The following is a 16,100-nucleotide window of genomic DNA, read 5'->3' as shown; positions in this document are numbered from 1 at the left end:
CTAGCTCCTAAATAATGCAAATTGCTATAATGTAAAAAATTGAGAAAGAGACGGAACCGATGAACTCGGAATTATTGATTCAGTTAGACGAACTAGAGGCTTGTTTAAAAGCAACGGGTCTTTGGCAAGATGAGCCAATTTCGGCTAAGGCGCTTACCTCAACAGAGCCATTTTGTTGCGATACGATGACCTTCGCGCAGTGGTTGCAATTTGTATTCTTGGGTAAAATGCGAACGATGGTAGAGAGCGGCGAAGCATTACCGGAAAACATGGCGATTGCGCCAATGGCTGAAATGGTATTGAGTGAACATCTTTATTTTAATGCAGTGCACCAGTGCTTAAAAAACCTTGATAATACAATTGCAAAGAGCGCGTAATGCTTGAGATTTTATATCAAGATGCGCATTATGTTGCGATAAATAAGCCGTCAGGGTTATTGGTTCATCGCTCGTTTTTGGATAAGCGAGAAACACAATTTGCGATGCAAATGCTGCGTGATCAACTTGGTCAACATGTTTTCCCCGTTCACCGTTTAGATAGACCGACGTCAGGCGTGCTGCTGTTTGCGCTAAGTTCTGAGGCCGCGCGAGACATGAATGAAGTCTTTATTAGCGGTAATATTCAAAAACGCTATTTAGCGCTTGTTCGCGGATTTGCTCCGGAATCTAGATTCGTCGACAGACCACTCAAAGAAGAGCTCGATAAAATCGCTGATAAGTTTGCCTGTCAGGATAAAGCTCCTCAGGAGGCGCAAACACAGATAAATTGTTTATTGCAGGGTAGCTTGCCAATTCCTCTTGGCAAGTATCCAAGTATCCGCTACTCATTGGTGGAGTGTTTTCCTAAAACCGGTAGAAAACATCAGATCAGGCGCCACCTCAACTATTTAGCACATCCGATTATTGGTGATGTTAATCACGGTGATAATAAACACAACCACTTTTTTGTCGATCATTTTGGCTTACGTCGATTGATGTTATTTGCAACTAAATTGGAATTTGTACATCCTTATACCAACACGACGATTTCAATTACCGCGGATTTGGGGGAAGAAGCATTAGCTGTCTTCGCTCAGCTCGGTTGGTCAGATAACGAGAAGGATTATAAATAATGGCAAAAGTTTCCATTTTTGTAGGAAGTATGTACGGCAATGCTGAAAACTTGGCAAATGACAGTGCTGAGTTTTTGAATAAATCGGGTCATGAGGCAAGTGTTATTGAACCAGCTTCCATCACTGATGTAACGCAAGCAGAAAACATTTTGTTTATTTCATCTACTACCGGCTCTGGTGATATTCCCGATAACTTGTTGCCTTTATTTTTGCAAATGCAAAGCGAATTTCCGATGCTAACGGGCAAAAAAGTAGCGGTCATCGCATTGGGGGACTCTAGTTATGGCGATACTTTTTGTGGTGCAGGAAAACAAATTGATACCCTGATTGAAGAGTTGAACGCCACTCGAGTACAACCGCGTCTAGACATCGATGCCTGTGAATATTTTGAGCCTTGGGAGCCTGCTGAGCCTTGGCTTCAAGCATTGGCAAAAAACCTTTAGGTTTTATCTTCTGTTCAGCATTACCTTTCAATTTACGCGGCTTAATAGGTCGCGTTGCCTGCTTAAATAGCAAACTCATCGGCATAGTCATAGTAACCAAAAAAACATAAATGTTTACATTTCGGTTACGTTGTGTGACATTAGTCTTGGCTGTATGAAAATTGACCGATATTATAAAGTTCAAACTAATGAAAAGGAAAAAATAATGATTAAACCGATTCTATTTGCTGTATCTGCTATTTTTGCCACCGCGATGTCGTCTAATGCTACCGCATTCGAAGAAATTTACCTTGAATGTTACAAAAATGGTGAGTTGTTATGGGCTGACTCTTTTACTGATTATCGAGACGCGGATAACGCATCGAGAATTTGCAGGAGAATTGGTGGTACGCCAATAATGTACTAACGATATAAGTTCTTTATGAAACTTCCTTTAGATAATTTTAATCAGTATTGAAGCCTAACCAAAGTTTTGGGTTTAAATCAGCTATAAGCGACGTTGAAAAGTTGTGTATTTAAACGATAGAACTATCGTAATCTTTAAGGGAAAGTGAGTTAAAAGTGCTGCTTTAATATGTAAAAATCCAATATCATCACTGATATTGGATTTTTATTTTTAAACCCTAGCTCTTAGCGCTAAACACGTTTCGTCTGAACTTTCAGTTTTAACTTTTGACCTGGCTGGAGATACTTCTGCCCAGTCAGGTTGTTCCATTTGACGATTTCATTCACGCTAACGTTAAATTTAGTGGCGATACGTGCTAGTGAGTCGCCTTTACGCACTTTGTAAGTGATTGTGCGTTCGGTATTGACGAGGACGGTTTGATTTGCTGCTTTTTCATCTTTAAAGACGGTAAGCTTTTGTCCAAGGCGCAAAACGGCATTGGTTTTTAACTTATTCCAGCTAGCTAATTGCTTAACGGTAACATCATATTCGCGGCTGATATCCCACAATGTATCGCCTGACTTTACCGTGTGGCTGAGCTTTTTCTTGGTCACTTTGTTGGCGGCAAGGCGCACCTCTGGTGGTAAATGCTCACTTTGCAATTCGCCATCACTGAGTGGCACCAATAGCCTCTGGCCAACACGGATCATATTGCCATCGATGCTATTGAGTGAGCGAATGGCGCCGATACTAGTATTAAACTTAGTCGCAACGACCGACAGGCTATCTCCTTTTTGCACCGTATAATATTGCCAACGAAGCCTATCTTTTACTTCTGTCTTAGCTAATTTCTCTTGAAAGGCGTCAACCTTTTCCATAGGTAATAATAACTGATGTGGACCATCTGGATCGGTGGCCCAACGATTAAAACCTGGATTTAGGCGATAGAGTTCAGTTAAAGAAATATCAGCCATTTCAGCGGCAAGCGCTAGATCAATTTGTGACCCTACTTCAACAGTATCAACTACTTGGGCATTGATGATAGGTTGCCACGTGACCTTAAACTCATCTGAGCGTTTTAATAGGTCGGACAAAGCAAGTAATTTAGGAACATACGCAGTGGTCTCGCGAGGTAAATCGAGAGACCAAAAGTCGGTGGGCAAATGCTTTTTACGGTTTTTTCGGATTGCTCTGAGCAATCGACCTTCACCTGAATTGTAAGCGGCAATTGCGTTTAACCAGTCGCCTTCCAGCGTTTTATGGAGGTAGGTGAGGTAATCAAGTGCCGCTTGCGTTGATGCAACAATATCGCGACGGCCGTCATACCACCAATTTTGTTTGAGGTTGAAGCGTTCACCTGTTTGAGGCATAAATTGCCAAATACCGGAAGCGGTGCGGTGTGAATAGCCAAAGGGATCGAATGCGCTTTCTACAATAGGTAATAACGCGATCTCGACAGGCATATTGCGCTTTTCTACTTCTTCAACAATGTAGTAGAGGTAAGGCTCTGCACGTTTTGCGATACGGTCTAAATAGGCTTGGTGACGTTGATAGTAATTACGTTCGGCGACCACAGGTCTATTTTGCGGTACTTCGATAGATAACTGATAACGGATCCGCTCCCATACATCGTCAAATACAGGCACAGCCTCTTCATCTTCGTCTTGCCATGAGGTGCTGAGTGTTTGAGAGATATCATAAGGGCTCGCGTGATCTAAGTTGGCCTGCTTCACTTGTTCAGTTGCAGCTTCCAATGGGGTTTCTTGTGTGATTTCACAACCACTTAATATTGCTGTTGATGCAATAATAAAGGCGAGCTTTTTCATAAATGCGTTCTTTTGCTTGGGGGTTCGGACAAAAACTCGGCAATATTACCGAGTTTGTATCAGCATTTAAAGCTTCTTTATTATTTTATTTCGACTTCCTAAAAATCGTTAGAAATGCTTATCTTTGGCGGCATTGCTAAGAAAATGGATAATTTATTCAATACTTCCCATGTAAGTACGCCAAAAAAGCGTCATTTTGGCGTTACATTAGGTCACTATTGAATATTTTAGAAGTTATCCTTCCATTTTCTTAGCGCACTAAAGCGAGCTTCAGGTGTATTTTCTGACGTGATAAATTGTGGTGGAATATGGGTGAGGATGGCTTCATTCGCGGCACGTACAAAAGGATTGATTGCTTTTTGTTGTTCAATTGTTGTAGGTATTGTGCGCTCGTTACTGGCACGTAATGACTTTGCTTGTTGGTGATACTGGATCAGTGCTTGGTTAGTGGGCTCAACAGCCTCAGCAAAAGCAAGGTTTGCGAGCGTATACTCGTGCGTGCAATACACTTTGCATGTGTCAGGTAGTGTGAGTAGCTTTTCAAAGGAGTGCCACATTTGGCTTGGTGTTCCCTCAAAAAGCCTGCCACAACCTGCATTGAATAAGGTATCCCCCGTAAAAGCCAGCTCATCATTTACATAACAGATATGATCTAAGGTGTGACCTGGGGTGGCAATAATGTTCAGCGTGGTATCGAAAAGTGTGATCGTATCATGTTCACTGAGGCCGTGAGTAATGCCTTTATATTTACCATTTTTAGGTCCGTAGACTGTTAAGCTAGGAAAATGTGATAAAAGCGGGGCAATGCCATCAGTGTGATCCCAATGATGATGGGTGACTAATATGCCTTGGAGTGTTAAATCAAACTTGGCGAGGTAATCTAAAACAGGTTGTTCGTCACCGGGGTCAACCACCCAACAGTTTGAACGTAGAGGGTCTTTTATCAGCCAGATATAATTGTCATCAAATGCTTTGATTGCATCGACTTGCACCATAACGCAATGCTCTATAAAGTGATTAATAACACCAGTATAACGAGCTTAGTAAATGAAACCAGCGTTAAGTTTTTTACAAGGACCCAAACCCGATGAGTGGCAGGACTTTCCTCACGGTGAATATTTAAAAGTGGGGATCCAAAAACGACTGGATGAGTGGCTACCAAGAATGTTTGGTTACCACATGCTAAAACTCGGCTGTTTGAGCGGTCAAATGAATACCTCTGCCAGCCCGATTAAGCATCAAGTTTGTGTTGCCCCACAAGGCAAACATGTCGGAGTATTTGCTGAAATTGACGAGCTACCTTTTTACGAAAACTCAGTCGATGCTTGTATTTTAAGCCAGTGCTTAGAATATCATTCTGATCCGCATCATATTCTACGCGAAGCCCATCGCACACTTATTCCCGGTGGTTATATTGTGATCTCAGGTTTTAATCCGTTTAGTTTATGTGGTGTGGCGCAAATGCTTCCCTTTAGTAAAGAAAAACTCCCTTGGTCAGGGCGCTTCTTTACTCCATCTCGGGTGAAGGATTGGCTAGACTTACTCGGGTTTGAGATTGTTGGTGACGAGCGCTTTATTTACGCGTCTTTAGCGCGAGGCTCCAGGCTTTCTCGTTTTGCGCCATGGCGCCGCTTTTGTCGTCATTACTTAAAGCCGATGGGAAGCGTGTATATGTTGGTGGCAAGAAAGCGGGTGATGCCGCTCACTCCAATCAAACCCAAATGGCATGTAAAGCCCAAGTGGACACCCGCTGTGAAAGGAGCTGGGCTCAGGCAAACCTGCCAAGATAAAGAATAACGAGTGTTAGTTCTTAAGATAAATCTTAAGGGAGCTGTTATTTGTTATAGAATGACTCCCTAGTTAGACGCTGGCTTCGTAGCCCTCATCTACAAGTAGATTTGAGCCTGAAGCCGCTTCTCGTGCTAAATCATCGACAAGCTCATTGTATTTATTTCCAGCGTGGCCTTTTACCCAGCGCCACTGGATCGTGTGCCGGCTGGTGGCAGCGTCCAGTCTTTGCCATAAATCGACATTTTTTACCGGTTGTTTAGCTGCGGTTTTCCAATTGCGCTTTTTCCAGTTTTCAAGCCAAGACTCAATGCCTTGCTTAACATATTGGCTGTCGGTATACAGAATGATATCGCAGGGACGCTTTAATGTTTCGAGTGCAACAATGGCTGCAAGCATTTCCATTCTGTTATTGGTTGTGAGCTTATACCCTGCACTCATTTCTTTTTCATGTCCTTGATAGGAAAGGTAAACACCATAACCACCTGGACCTGGGTTACCTAAACACGAGCCATCGGTATAAATCTCTACGGTTTTTTGCACTGAATTGCCTATTTTTATGTAAAATGTGCGAATAGGGCAAAATAATAGCAAAGTTAAGCGGGCAACGATATGCACACACGGCAAATAGTACTGGATACAGAAACCACAGGTATTGATCCTAAAGCAGGGCACAGGATCATTGAAATTGGTTGTGTTGAGCTAGTCAATCGCAGACTAACGGGGAATAACTTCCACGTATATATTAACCCTCAGCGCGACATTGAAGAAGAAGCCATTGATGTTCACGGTATCACCAACGAATTTTTACGCGATAAACCTTTTTTCCATCAAATTGCGCAAGAGTTTTTTGACTATATTAAAGGAGCTGAGCTTGTCATTCATAACGCGCCGTTCGACGTCGGCTTTATGGATCACGAGTTTGCTAAGCTAAATCAAGGCTTTCCGGCGACCCATGACTATTGCCAAGTGCTAGATACCTTGGTGATGGCCAGGGATCTTCATCCAGGCCAGAAGAACAGTCTAGATGCACTGTGCCGTCGCTATGATATCGATAACTCAAAGCGTACGTTGCACGGCGCTTTGCTGGATTCCGAGATCCTTGCTGATGTTTACCTTTCGATGACGGGAGGCCAAAAAAAGCTCAATTTGGCGAACCAAAATAAAGGTGAGCAGGCTAGCTCAGGCGGTGGCATTATTCGTTTAGACAGTAATCGCCCTGCACTTAAAGTTTTACGTGCTTCTGCCGATGAAGAACAAGCACATACAGAACGTTTAGAGCTTGTAAACAAAGCTTGTGGACAAAGCTTGTGGCAACAATAATGAATACAATCGGTATCGTTGGGATGGGGTAGACGCTTAACTAAGGGCTTTATCCCAGAAAAAGATCACTCAGGCCATCAAGGCAATGTAGGGTTAATGCATGAATCTAAAACAGCTTATCTTGGGGTTTGTACTGCTAGTAAGTACGATTGTTGGCGCTCAAACACCACAGATAACGATGTTACAGCGGGACGGCAAGGTAAATGAAATCCCTCTTTTAGATAACCGTTTTCGCATTGATTATAATATTGAAGAGATTACTTTACTGTTTTTTCGCGCACCTGGCACGCCTGCCGTGGTACTTGTGAAGCCTGATGGCAGTAAATATTATGCGACCAGTTCGCTAGATAATGATGCACTGCAATGGTACGACGAAGTCAGCTATGACTTGATCATTCTAAAAAATCCGACGCCAGGCCCTTGGCAAGTTATCGGACAGATCCAAAAAAACAGCCGCATTATGGTATTGGGTGACATTGAGCTCGAAGTTGAAGCTTTGCCTCCGTTATTGTTCCGTGGTGAAGTATTGAAGGTAACAGGTCGTGTGACCAATGATGGCGAACCGATAGATGTAGGTTACTTTCGGGATGTCGTGACTTTGTATGTAGAGTTCTCCAGCACCAATAACGATGAATATGCAAACTTTGGGGCAGGTACGCAAAGTGTAACCGACTTTAAAGATGATGGTCGCGAATTTGATGAAAGGCCCTTGGATGGAATTTTTACTGGTGAGTTTAAATTAAATTTTCCAGCAGGGGAGTGGCAGCCAGAATTTTTCATTGAAACGCCCATTCTAAAAAGAAGAGTGATTAAATCTCCCATTGTTATTGCTGAGCCGCCATTCAACTTTGAATTGATGCTTGCGGGCGAAAACGAGCTTGAACATGGTCTTACTATCACGTTAGACGACACGGTTATAAAGCCAGAAACTATCTTGTTACAAGGTAAAATCTTTTACCCCAATGGTGAAGAGCAGATGTTTACTTTAGATGCCGAAGAGCGACTTTATCGTCAGCTACCAATCAAGAATTATGACTGGGGTCGTTATAGCATAGAAATCTCAGCATTTGGTGAAAATATCAATGGCCGTGAGTTTATGGCTACGTTGCCAAACTATAACTTTGAAATTGAAAGGCCCATTGAAAAAGTGCCTGAGTTAGAAGCCACTGCGTTACCAGCAGCGAAACAACCCGCTCCAGAACCAGAGCCGACTATAAGTACAGCGCTATTAGTCAGTATTATCGTTGCTGGTAACTTAGTTGTATTATTGCTTGGTGGGTTAGTTATTCGCATTTTTGTGCAAAAAAAACCAATTAAGTTAAAAGTACCAATGTTAAAGAACCCATTTAAGAAAACCGAAGAAGTCATTGATCTTGATGATTTAGGGCCATCTGAAAATAACGCAGCAGGTAATGGTTCAAAAAATGATAAATCAGGTGATATTTTGAACCTTTCAATGAAAGATAACTAAAAAACACGGTTTTTTTTCAAAAAACGGTTGACTCATGAGGGGGTCATTCGTATTATTCACGCCGCTGTCAGGGAGCACACCTTACAGCAAACACTGCAAGAATATGACGCGGAGTGGTAGTTCAGTTGGTTAGAATACCGGCCTGTCACGCCGGGGGTCGCGGGTTCGAGTCCCGTCCACTCCGCCAACACTAAAACGAGTAAAATAATGTCATTAAGATATCTCTGCGGAGTGGTAGTTCAGTTGGTTAGAATACCGGCCTGTCACGCCGGGGGTCGCGGGTTCGAGTCCCGTCCACTCCGCCAGTTTGCATTTTCTTCTAAGCAAGCTTCATTGAGCAAAATCAAATAGCTCATTTTCTTTAGTCTTTCCCTTGTCATCATTGTCAAGTAACTCATTTTTCAACATAAGCTTATAATAATGTCGGTATAACTTTGCTCGTTGCAGCAAAGTGATAGTTCAGTTGGTTAGCTGTTGCCTTAGAGAAAGCGGCCAGTCACGCCGGGGGTCGCGGGTTCGAGTCCCGTCCACTCCGCCAGTTTGCATTTTCTCTTCTTAGTAGACTTCCTTTAGCAAAATAAAAAAGCTCATTTACGTTAGTCTTCCCTTTGTCATCACAGTCCAGTAACTTATTTTTCAACATAAGCTTATAATAATGTCGGTATAACTTTGCTCGTTGCAGCAAAGTGATAGTTCAGTTGGTTAGCTGTTGCCTTAGAGAAAGCGGCCAGTCACGCCGGGGGGCGTGGGTTCGAGTCCCGTCCACTCCGCCAGTTTGCATTTTCTCTTCTTAGTAAGCTTCCTTTACTATTAGAAATTAAAAATATAGCCCTACTACAAGTAAAATAAGCACAGTTTTGTCGTTTTGCAGCTTAGTGTAAAGAAAGTGGTAGTTCAGTTGGTTAGCTGTTACCTAAGTGGATAGCATTCAGCTAAGCCAAAAGACGATTATCTACGCGCCACACTCATTGTTTTACATCTCAGTTCTTGTCGCCTTTTATACAAATACATTTTGTAGATCTCATTTCTCCTAAGCAAAACACGATTAACTTAAAGCGCAAACTATGGTTATTTTTAACTCGCCTCTTTTCTAGCGATCTACTTGCGATCTGCCTTTATTTAAATATACTGTATATATAAACAGTATTTGGTGATGTATGGCGAATTATATAGATCTTCTTGAGCGTAAAAACTTGCTTTGGCGTGGACGTGGACAGGCCGCGCAGCATGATGTCGTCAGTACTCGCTTTGCTGCACTTGACGATTTACTGTGCGGTGGTTGGCCGCAACAAGGTGTGATTGGTGTGAAAACTGCAATGGGAATAGGAGAGTTAAGGTTGATATTGCCCCATTTTGTGGATGATAACCGTTTGAAGGTATTAATTAATCCTCCAGGACAAATACATGCCGCAGCATTGCATTATTTATCGTTAGATCTGAGTGAATTTATGATTGTACAGCCTCCAAGTGAAAAAGAAGCACTATGGGCTGCGGAGCAATGCGTAAAAAGTGGTGTGTGTAGTGCACTTGTACTTTGGCACGAAGCGCTTTCTATTGCTGCTGTAAAGCGTTTGCAGTTAGGTGCACAGGCGGGGAGTTGTAGGTTATTTGTTTTACATCAAGCACAGTACGCCCAGACTTTACCATTTACACTTTCAGTGGTTTTACAAGCACAGCACAGCAGCTTGGATGTGACAGTAAAGAAGCACAAGGGGCACTTTGCACATCGCAGTCTTAAACTAGAGAATCCCCATTATTGGCCAGAGCTTGAAAAGCCAAATCTACCTCATGTTAGCGATAATATAGTTGCACTTTCGGGCTATGAGCGGCGTTTAACGAGCTAGTTATGTGGTTATATCTCTATTTTCCTATGCTGCAACTAGAGGGAATGACGAAGCAAACGGTTTCCGGTGATTTTGTTACACCCGTTGTTATTATTGATGGCCGCAAAAACCAGATAGTGCAGTTAAATGATGCAGCGCAGCAGCGAGGTATAAAAATAGGAATGGGCCTTGGGACTGCTTGTGCATTGTGTACACAGCTTCATGTTTTGCCCTACGACGACTTGCTAGAAAGACAGCAGCTATTAGAAATTGCCAATATGCTTTATCAAGTAAGTGCAGATATTGTAATCGATGAACCTAATGGCCTTGTGCTTAAAGTCGATTCTATGCTTTCGCTCTATCATGATTTGCCAAGTTACTGGCAAGTAATATCTGGACAATTAGCGCAGCTTGGCAAGAGTTATTATTACGGCATGGGTGAGTCCACAATAATGGCTAAGCTCTTGGCGCGAGAGCGTTGCAATGTGCTTGTACTAACGCCTTGCCAAAAGCGTCATTACCTGAGGAAAATAGGACTAACACGTACAAGTCTAGACAGCCGGGTGATTGAGCTGCTTGCTCGCACCGGAGTTAAAAATGTGGCGCAGTTAGAGCAGTTTGCACTCAGTGAGCTGGCTAAGCGTTTTGATACTGAACTCGTACATTATGTAGGCTGCTTGTTTGGAAAACTAAAGGAAACCCTTAACTATTTCCAACCTGCGGAAACCTTTGAACTTACTGCACCTTTACTTTACGAAGTCGAAGTGATGGCTTGGTTAGAAAAGCCAATCGAACATTTGCTATCGCGTTTAGCGCTATTCCTACAGCAACGTAACTTGGTAACTCGAACGCTTTATTTTACCTTAGCACTTCGAGATAAAGAGGCTTTAGAGATCACATTAAACAGCGCAGAGCCTGAATATAAGGCGGCAAATTGGCAGCGCCTGTTAAACCTCAAGCTAGAATCCATAACCTTAGATGCGCCCGTACAAAGTGTTTCACTCAAAGTTGATGCTTTAGAAACGCAGCATGCCACAATAAAAGATCTTTTCTCAACGCAGCAAAGTGTGATGTCAGCGCAAGGACTGCGAGCTATTCTATGTGCCAAGCTCGGTGAGCAGGCAGTGCAAGGTTTACAGCTTACAGGCGATCCTCGTCCTGAAAAGGCCAGCACTTATAGCCATAAGCCCTGTTTCACGGCACTAGATAGTAAGTTAAGGCCCAACATTTTATTTCCGAAGCCACAGCCTTTATGTGAAAGAGTCAATATTATTTCTGGTCCAGAGCGCATCGCTTCGGGGTGGTGGGACGGTGAGCCGGTCCAGCGAGACTATTTTATTGTACAAAATGAACAAGCGCAGCGGTTATGGGTATTTCGAGAGCAAAATAATCATTGGTATATTCATGGAGTATTTAGCTAATGTCTTATGCCGAGCTTTTTTGCCAGAGCAACTTTTCGTTTTTGACTGGCGCATCGCGACCAGAAGAGTTGGTCAAACAGGCAGATTTTTTAGGTTATAGCGCCATAGCTATTACTGACGAATGCTCTTTGGCTGGCATTGTCCGTGCTCATGCTTATATTCGTGATCATAAGCTCAAGATAAAACTGATAGTTGGGAACTTACTAAAGTACAACAATATTGAATTGGTCGCTCTTTGTCCTTGCCAGCTCGCTTATACAGAGTTATGTCGAGTGATCAGTAATGCTCGCCAGCGAACGGAAAAGGGACAATATCGGCTTAGTGAGTGGGATATTATGTCGCTTAAGCATGTTTTATTGTTGTGGTTGCCAAAGGGGAACAGTCAAGATGTTCAATCATTGCAATGGCTGTGTAAATACCACCAAAATAGAATATGGATTGGCTACCGACGTAACTTGAGTGCAGAAGATATACATTACTTTACCCATTGTGTAAAACTGTCAAAAGCGTACCAAATACCTATTTGCGCTGTTGGTGGGGTGCTTATGCACTGCTCGTCTAGACTTGCGCTACAGCATACTCTGACAGCTATTCGACAAAACCGTGTGATAAGCGAGATCCCTGAGAAAATGATAAGCAATAGCGAGTCGGCACTGAGATCTATCTCTAAGCTTAATAAGTTGTTTTCACCTACCTTTCTTGAAGAAAGTGCCAATATCGCGAAGCGATGTGTATTTAATTTGGACTCATTGCATTATCAATATCCTCAGGAGTTAGTGCCTAAAGGCTTTACTCCAATGGCTTATTTACGCGCGTTGGTTGAAAAGGGTAAACAAGTTCGCTTTCCTGATGGCGTGCCGCCAGATGTAGAAGCCATTATTGATAAAGAGCTAGCGCTTATTGAAGCGCTTGATTATCCGTTTTTCTTTATCACTATTCATGACATTGTGATGTATGCAAAACAGCATCAAATCTTATACCAAGGGCGAGGTTCAGCCGCTAACTCTGTGGTCTGCTACTGCTTAGAGATAACCGCAGTTGACCCTCGGCAAGTGGGCGTATTGTTCGAGCGTTTTATTAGTAAAGAGCGTAATGAGCCACCCGATATAGATGTAGATTTTGAACACCAACGTCGTGAAGAGGTGATCCAATATATCTACAAAAAATATGGTCGTAAGCGCGCAGCATTAGCAGCAACGGTGATCACGTATCGTTTAAAAAGTGCCATGCGTGATGTTGGCAAAGCCTTGGGCATTGAAGTGGCGCAAATAGAGTACTTTATTAAGCATCTCAACCGCCGTGATAAAGGGCTTAACTGGCAGGCCCAATTAGTGGAGCTAGGGTTAGAGCCAAACTCATTAAAAGGTCAGCACTTTATTCAGTTGGTTAATGACATTATGGGGTTTCCAAGGCATTTATCGCAGCATGTTGGTGGTTTTGTTATCTCAGAAAGTCCATTACATGAATTAGTGCCCGTAGAAAATGCAGCTATGCCAGAGCGCACCATTATTCAATGGGATAAAGATGACCTTGAAACCCTTAAGTTACTCAAAGTCGATATCTTGGCCTTGGGTATGCTAAGCGCTATTCGTAAGTGCTTTGGTTATATTGCAGCGCATACCAAGCGAAACCTAGATCTTGCCCAATTGACTCGTATGCAAGACGACCCTTTGGTCTATAAGATGTTGCAAAAAGGGGATAGTGTTGGCGTGTTTCAAGTAGAGTCTCGCGCACAAATGAGTATGTTGCCAAGGCTGAAACCCGCTAATTACTACGACTTAGTGATCCAAATAGCAATTGTACGTCCCGGCCCTATTCAAGGTGATATGGTGCATCCATTTTTAAAGCGACGGGATGGTGAAGAGCAAGTGACTTATCCATCCGAAGCGGTTAAATCGGTATTAGAGAGGACCATGGGGGTTCCCATTTTCCAAGAACAAGTAATAAAACTGGCTATGGTTGCAGCTGGGTTCACTGGAGGAGAAGCTGATAGCCTGCGCCGAGCCATGGCATCATGGAAGAAAACCGGAGAGCTGATGCAGTTTAGAGAAAAGCTTATTCGAGGTATGCTGGCCCGGGGCTATGAAGCACAATTTGCTGAGCGGATTTTTGAGCAGATCTGCGGCTTTGGTGAATATGGTTTCCCTGAAAGCCACTCCGCTTCTTTTGCTGTGCTGGCTTATGCTTCTGCGTGGTTGAAATACTACTACCCAGCAATGTTTTATACTGCGTTACTCAATAGCTTGCCAATGGGGTTCTATTCGGCTTCACAGCTGTTGCAAGATGCATCAAGGCATGAGGTTAGTATTTTACCTATTTGTGTTAACCAGTCCGATTACGAGCACCAAGTCGTAAAAATACCAAGACAAGCATCGTTTGCGATCCGTTTAGGGCTTAGGCTTATAAAAGGGTTAAGTGAAACTGAAGCTCTACAATTATTACAGTGCAGACCTCAAGAGGGGTTCGCTAATATCGTGCAGTTACAGCAAGCTGGCATTACCAATAGCACTATTGAAAAGCTGATTTCTGCGGATGCTTTACATCACTTCGTGGATAGCCGTTATGCTGCTAGATGGTCACTTGCGGATCAAAGTAAAGCATTGCCACTATTCAGCGATATTGAAGAGAAAGAGTCGCAATATAGCCACTTTAACGCCACAGAGTTTGAAAACCTACAGGAAGATTATAATAGCACTAAAGTTTCCTTACGCACTCACCCAATCAAGCAACTTGAGCAAGCAAAGCTTATAGACCGAACGGTTAAGGCCAATCAACTGCTTTATCGACCGCATAAATCGTTAGTCACAGTGATAGGGCTGGTGACAGGAAAGCAAGCCCCGGGTACCGCAAAAGGCGTGACCTTTTTTACTTTGGAAGACGAAACAGGCAACATCAATGTGATTGTGTGGTCTGGTACTGCTCGAGCGCAGAAGCAAGCCTATATGGGCGCACAGTTATTAGAAGTAAAAGGTATAGTCGAGAAGGAAGGGGAAGTGGTACATGTTATTGCTGGTAGACTAATCGATAGAAGTGAACTTTTAGAGACGATGACAGTTAAAGCTCGAGCCTTTCATTAATTGTTTTTTAGTGATTTTTTGTGGCTTAAAGCAGAGAAATGTTGTTTTCGTAAATGCGCTCTAGATTCTTATAAAGCTAAAGCCCCAATAAAGAGGCGCTTTTGTCGCTTTTCCTCACTTTAGCCTTGGAGCAACTTCATCATGGCTGCTATAAAACCTTCTTGCTTGATTATTTGGTACTTTTGGCACGAGTCTGGGTTTTTCAAATCGTGGCATAGATATAATGTATTACGCTCAAGCGCAGGCTTTGGGTGTAAGTTTGAGTCAAATAGCACAGGATCAATACCAGGAAGGCCAGACCAATATACACTACTAGCCACAAGACCTAATTTCTCGTAAGTAATCAGTTGTGGTTTTGGCAAGGCAATGAATAGTATTCCAACGACTGCAAGTGTTATCCACTTACTCTTTCCCTTAGGTTTATCATTATCTATAGTGGTTTGTGTTTGCTGCGCTTGTGCGGTTTGTTGAGCTTTGATTGCCGCTATTTGTTGCGGTGAAGATCGGCGGTTTTTAGTTGTACTAGTTCGTTTTTTTTGATTGGACTGTACTTGACCTAAAAGCGATTGTTTTTTTGATGGTTTTGCCATGCTTTAAGTAGCCTTTTAGTTGCAGGTCTCTATAATGCTTCTATGCTAAGTATAATAGCCTATTTTTATATTACAGCCTACGGGAAAGGACTATGGATCAAAGTATCTCTATTTTAATCGTTGATGATGTAGGGACAGTTCGCAGCTTTTTACATCAAACCTTGATGCATTTGGGCATTGATCATGTTCGAGAAGCCTCAACAGCAACACAATGCGTAAAGTCATGTGAAGAGCAGCATTTTGACATTGTCTTTTTGGATATTGAACTGCCAGATGGTGACGGTAAAGAGTTGATCGCAACACTCAATGAAATTAACCCGAGTGTTAATGTCGTTATGGTTTCAGCTCACTCCACAGTGGATAATGTAAAAGATGCGATTGAGCGTGGTGCAAAAGGGTTTGTCGTAAAGCCATTCTCACCAAAGAAAATCGCGGCTATGTTGAAAAAGTTTTACCCAGATTTAGAATTGGCATAAGACACCAACGGTTTTATTTTTTGATACCAAGGTGCATAAATTACAGATATAAAAAAACCGACTTGACGTCGGTTTTTTCAATCCAGCAACAAATTAAAGTGCTTTGATCTTAGCAACTAAACGGCTCTTATGACGAGCAGCTTTGTTTTTGTGGATTAGACCTTTAGTTGCGTAACGGTCTAGGATAGGTGCAGCAACAGCGAATGCTTGAGTTGCAGCTTCTTTATCACCAGCTTCAATTGCAGCGATTACTTTTTTGAAGTATGTACGCATCATTGAACGACGGCTTGCGTTGTGCTTACGACGCTTTTCGCTAGTGATAGCGCGTTTTTTTGCAGACTTGATGTTAGCCAAGGTTTGCTCCTA

At 42.7% G+C, this 16,100-nt stretch carries 16 protein-coding genes and 2 tRNA genes; 13 read left to right on the top strand and 5 right to left on the bottom strand.

Going from position 1 to position 16,100, the window contains the following annotated elements:
• Window positions 1-59 precede the first annotated feature (59 nt).
• From CWC29_RS10955 to CWC29_RS10940, 4 genes are all read left to right on the top strand, one after another.
• Complete coding sequence (locus CWC29_RS10955) at window positions 60-377, top strand: YqcC family protein (protein WP_099029380.1); 318 nt, start codon at window positions 60-62, stop codon at window positions 375-377.
• Window positions 377-1,111, top strand: a complete 735-nt coding sequence (gene truC, locus CWC29_RS10950; RefSeq protein ID WP_128726887.1) for a tRNA pseudouridine(65) synthase TruC — start codon at window positions 377-379, stop codon at window positions 1,109-1,111. The genes CWC29_RS10955 and truC overlap by 1 nt, the downstream gene beginning before the upstream one ends.
• Entirely contained in the window at window positions 1,111-1,554 is a 444-nt protein-coding gene (locus CWC29_RS10945; RefSeq protein WP_128726886.1) for a flavodoxin, read from the top strand. Before truC ends, CWC29_RS10945 begins: the two co-directional genes overlap by 1 nt.
• A gap of 205 nt (window positions 1,555-1,759) precedes the next feature.
• A complete protein-coding gene (locus tag CWC29_RS10940; protein WP_039496929.1) occupies window positions 1,760-1,960 on the top strand; it encodes a hypothetical protein in 201 nt (66 codons plus the stop codon).
• 230 nt (window positions 1,961-2,190) lie between these two features.
• On the opposite strand, the gene CWC29_RS10935 is transcribed toward CWC29_RS10940, so the two are convergent.
• Both CWC29_RS10935 and gloB read right to left on the bottom strand, forming a co-directional pair.
• Complete coding sequence (locus CWC29_RS10935; RefSeq protein ID WP_128726885.1) at window positions 2,191-3,765, bottom strand: lytic transglycosylase; 1,575 nt, start codon at window positions 3,763-3,765, stop codon at window positions 2,191-2,193.
• A gap of 227 nt (window positions 3,766-3,992) precedes the next feature.
• Window positions 3,993-4,760: a hydroxyacylglutathione hydrolase gene (gene gloB / locus CWC29_RS10930; protein WP_128726884.1), complete on the bottom strand. Its 768-nt coding sequence runs from the start codon at window positions 4,758-4,760 to the stop codon at window positions 3,993-3,995.
• Between the two features lie 52 nt (window positions 4,761-4,812).
• Between gloB and CWC29_RS10925 the strand changes: the two genes are divergently transcribed.
• A complete protein-coding gene (locus CWC29_RS10925; protein ID WP_010370946.1) occupies window positions 4,813-5,562 on the top strand; it encodes a class I SAM-dependent methyltransferase in 750 nt (249 codons plus the stop codon).
• A gap of 63 nt (window positions 5,563-5,625) precedes the next feature.
• Here CWC29_RS10925 and rnhA read toward each other — a convergent pair whose 3' ends face one another.
• Window positions 5,626-6,096 carry a ribonuclease HI gene (gene rnhA, locus CWC29_RS10920; protein WP_099029375.1) on the bottom strand — a complete coding sequence of 157 codons (471 nt, stop codon included), beginning with the start codon at window positions 6,094-6,096 and terminating at the stop codon, window positions 5,626-5,628.
• Window positions 6,097-6,165: 69 nt separating this feature from the next.
• On the opposite strand from rnhA, the gene dnaQ reads away from it, so the two are divergent.
• The 7 genes from dnaQ (at window position 6,166) to CWC29_RS10885 (ending at window position 14,668) form a co-directional block, all read left to right on the top strand.
• A complete protein-coding gene (gene dnaQ / locus CWC29_RS10915; RefSeq protein WP_128726883.1) occupies window positions 6,166-6,876 on the top strand; it encodes a DNA polymerase III subunit epsilon in 711 nt (236 codons plus the stop codon).
• 100 nt (window positions 6,877-6,976) lie between these two features.
• Complete coding sequence (locus tag CWC29_RS10910; protein WP_128726882.1) at window positions 6,977-8,347, top strand: TIGR03503 family protein; 1,371 nt, start codon at window positions 6,977-6,979, stop codon at window positions 8,345-8,347.
• 110 nt (window positions 8,348-8,457) lie between these two features.
• Window positions 8,458-8,534: transfer RNA gene (locus tag CWC29_RS10905), tRNA-Asp, on the top strand.
• Window positions 8,535-8,575: 41 nt separating this feature from the next.
• A tRNA-Asp gene (locus CWC29_RS10900) sits at window positions 8,576-8,652 on the top strand.
• Window positions 8,653-9,504: 852 nt separating this feature from the next.
• On the top strand, window positions 9,505-10,191 hold the full coding sequence (gene imuA, locus CWC29_RS10895) for a translesion DNA synthesis-associated protein ImuA (RefSeq protein WP_138523793.1): 687 nt from the start codon (window positions 9,505-9,507) through the stop codon (window positions 10,189-10,191).
• Between the two features lie 2 nt (window positions 10,192-10,193).
• The gene (locus tag CWC29_RS10890; RefSeq protein WP_128726880.1) at window positions 10,194-11,591 is read left to right on the top strand and encodes a Y-family DNA polymerase; all 1,398 of its coding nucleotides are present in this window, start codon (window positions 10,194-10,196) and stop codon (window positions 11,589-11,591) included.
• Window positions 11,591-14,668, top strand: a complete 3,078-nt coding sequence (locus tag CWC29_RS10885; protein WP_138523795.1) for an error-prone DNA polymerase — start codon at window positions 11,591-11,593, stop codon at window positions 14,666-14,668. Before CWC29_RS10890 ends, CWC29_RS10885 begins: the two co-directional genes overlap by 1 nt.
• A gap of 119 nt (window positions 14,669-14,787) precedes the next feature.
• On the opposite strand, the gene CWC29_RS10880 is transcribed toward CWC29_RS10885, so the two are convergent.
• On the bottom strand, window positions 14,788-15,258 hold the full coding sequence (locus tag CWC29_RS10880) for a hypothetical protein (protein WP_128726878.1): 471 nt from the start codon (window positions 15,256-15,258) through the stop codon (window positions 14,788-14,790).
• 92 nt (window positions 15,259-15,350) lie between these two features.
• Here CWC29_RS10880 and CWC29_RS10875 point away from each other — a divergent pair, with 92 nt between their 5' ends.
• Window positions 15,351-15,734: a response regulator gene (locus CWC29_RS10875; RefSeq protein ID WP_128726877.1), complete on the top strand. Its 384-nt coding sequence runs from the start codon at window positions 15,351-15,353 to the stop codon at window positions 15,732-15,734.
• Window positions 15,735-15,827: 93 nt separating this feature from the next.
• Here CWC29_RS10875 and rpsT read toward each other — a convergent pair whose 3' ends face one another.
• Window positions 15,828-16,088 carry a 30S ribosomal protein S20 gene (rpsT, locus tag CWC29_RS10870; RefSeq protein ID WP_010370978.1) on the bottom strand — a complete coding sequence of 87 codons (261 nt, stop codon included), beginning with the start codon at window positions 16,086-16,088 and terminating at the stop codon, window positions 15,828-15,830.
• Between the last annotated feature and the right edge of the window lie 12 nt (window positions 16,089-16,100).

This window comes from Pseudoalteromonas galatheae (assembly GCF_005886105.2).
GTDB lineage: Bacteria > Pseudomonadota > Gammaproteobacteria > Enterobacterales > Alteromonadaceae > Pseudoalteromonas > Pseudoalteromonas galatheae.
This window is presented reverse-complemented; position numbering and strand designations above follow the sequence as displayed.

Excerpts from the sequence above, each read along its gene's own strand:
- CWC29_RS10875 (WP_128726877.1), top strand. The coding sequence starts at position 15,351 with ATGGATCAAAGTATCTCTATTTTAATCGTTGATGATGTAGGGACAGTT.
- CWC29_RS10880 (WP_128726878.1), bottom strand. The coding sequence starts at position 15,258 with ATGGCAAAACCATCAAAAAAACAATCGCTTTTAGGTCAAGTACAGTCC.
- gloB (WP_128726884.1), bottom strand. The coding sequence starts at position 4,760 with ATGGTGCAAGTCGATGCAATCAAAGCATTTGATGACAATTATATCTGG.
- CWC29_RS10935 (WP_128726885.1), bottom strand. The coding sequence starts at position 3,765 with ATGAAAAAGCTCGCCTTTATTATTGCATCAACAGCAATATTAAGTGGT.
- truC (WP_128726887.1), top strand. The coding sequence starts at position 377 with ATGCTTGAGATTTTATATCAAGATGCGCATTATGTTGCGATAAATAAG.
- CWC29_RS10910 (WP_128726882.1), top strand. The coding sequence starts at position 6,977 with ATGAATCTAAAACAGCTTATCTTGGGGTTTGTACTGCTAGTAAGTACG.
- imuA (WP_138523793.1), top strand. The coding sequence starts at position 9,505 with ATGGCGAATTATATAGATCTTCTTGAGCGTAAAAACTTGCTTTGGCGT.
- dnaQ (WP_128726883.1), top strand. The coding sequence starts at position 6,166 with ATGCACACACGGCAAATAGTACTGGATACAGAAACCACAGGTATTGAT.
- CWC29_RS10925 (WP_010370946.1), top strand. The coding sequence starts at position 4,813 with ATGAAACCAGCGTTAAGTTTTTTACAAGGACCCAAACCCGATGAGTGG.
- CWC29_RS10890 (WP_128726880.1), top strand. The coding sequence starts at position 10,194 with ATGTGGTTATATCTCTATTTTCCTATGCTGCAACTAGAGGGAATGACG.
- CWC29_RS10945 (WP_128726886.1), top strand. The coding sequence starts at position 1,111 with ATGGCAAAAGTTTCCATTTTTGTAGGAAGTATGTACGGCAATGCTGAA.
- CWC29_RS10885 (WP_138523795.1), top strand. The coding sequence starts at position 11,591 with ATGTCTTATGCCGAGCTTTTTTGCCAGAGCAACTTTTCGTTTTTGACT.
- CWC29_RS10955 (WP_099029380.1), top strand. The coding sequence starts at position 60 with ATGAACTCGGAATTATTGATTCAGTTAGACGAACTAGAGGCTTGTTTA.
- CWC29_RS10940 (WP_039496929.1), top strand. The coding sequence starts at position 1,760 with ATGATTAAACCGATTCTATTTGCTGTATCTGCTATTTTTGCCACCGCG.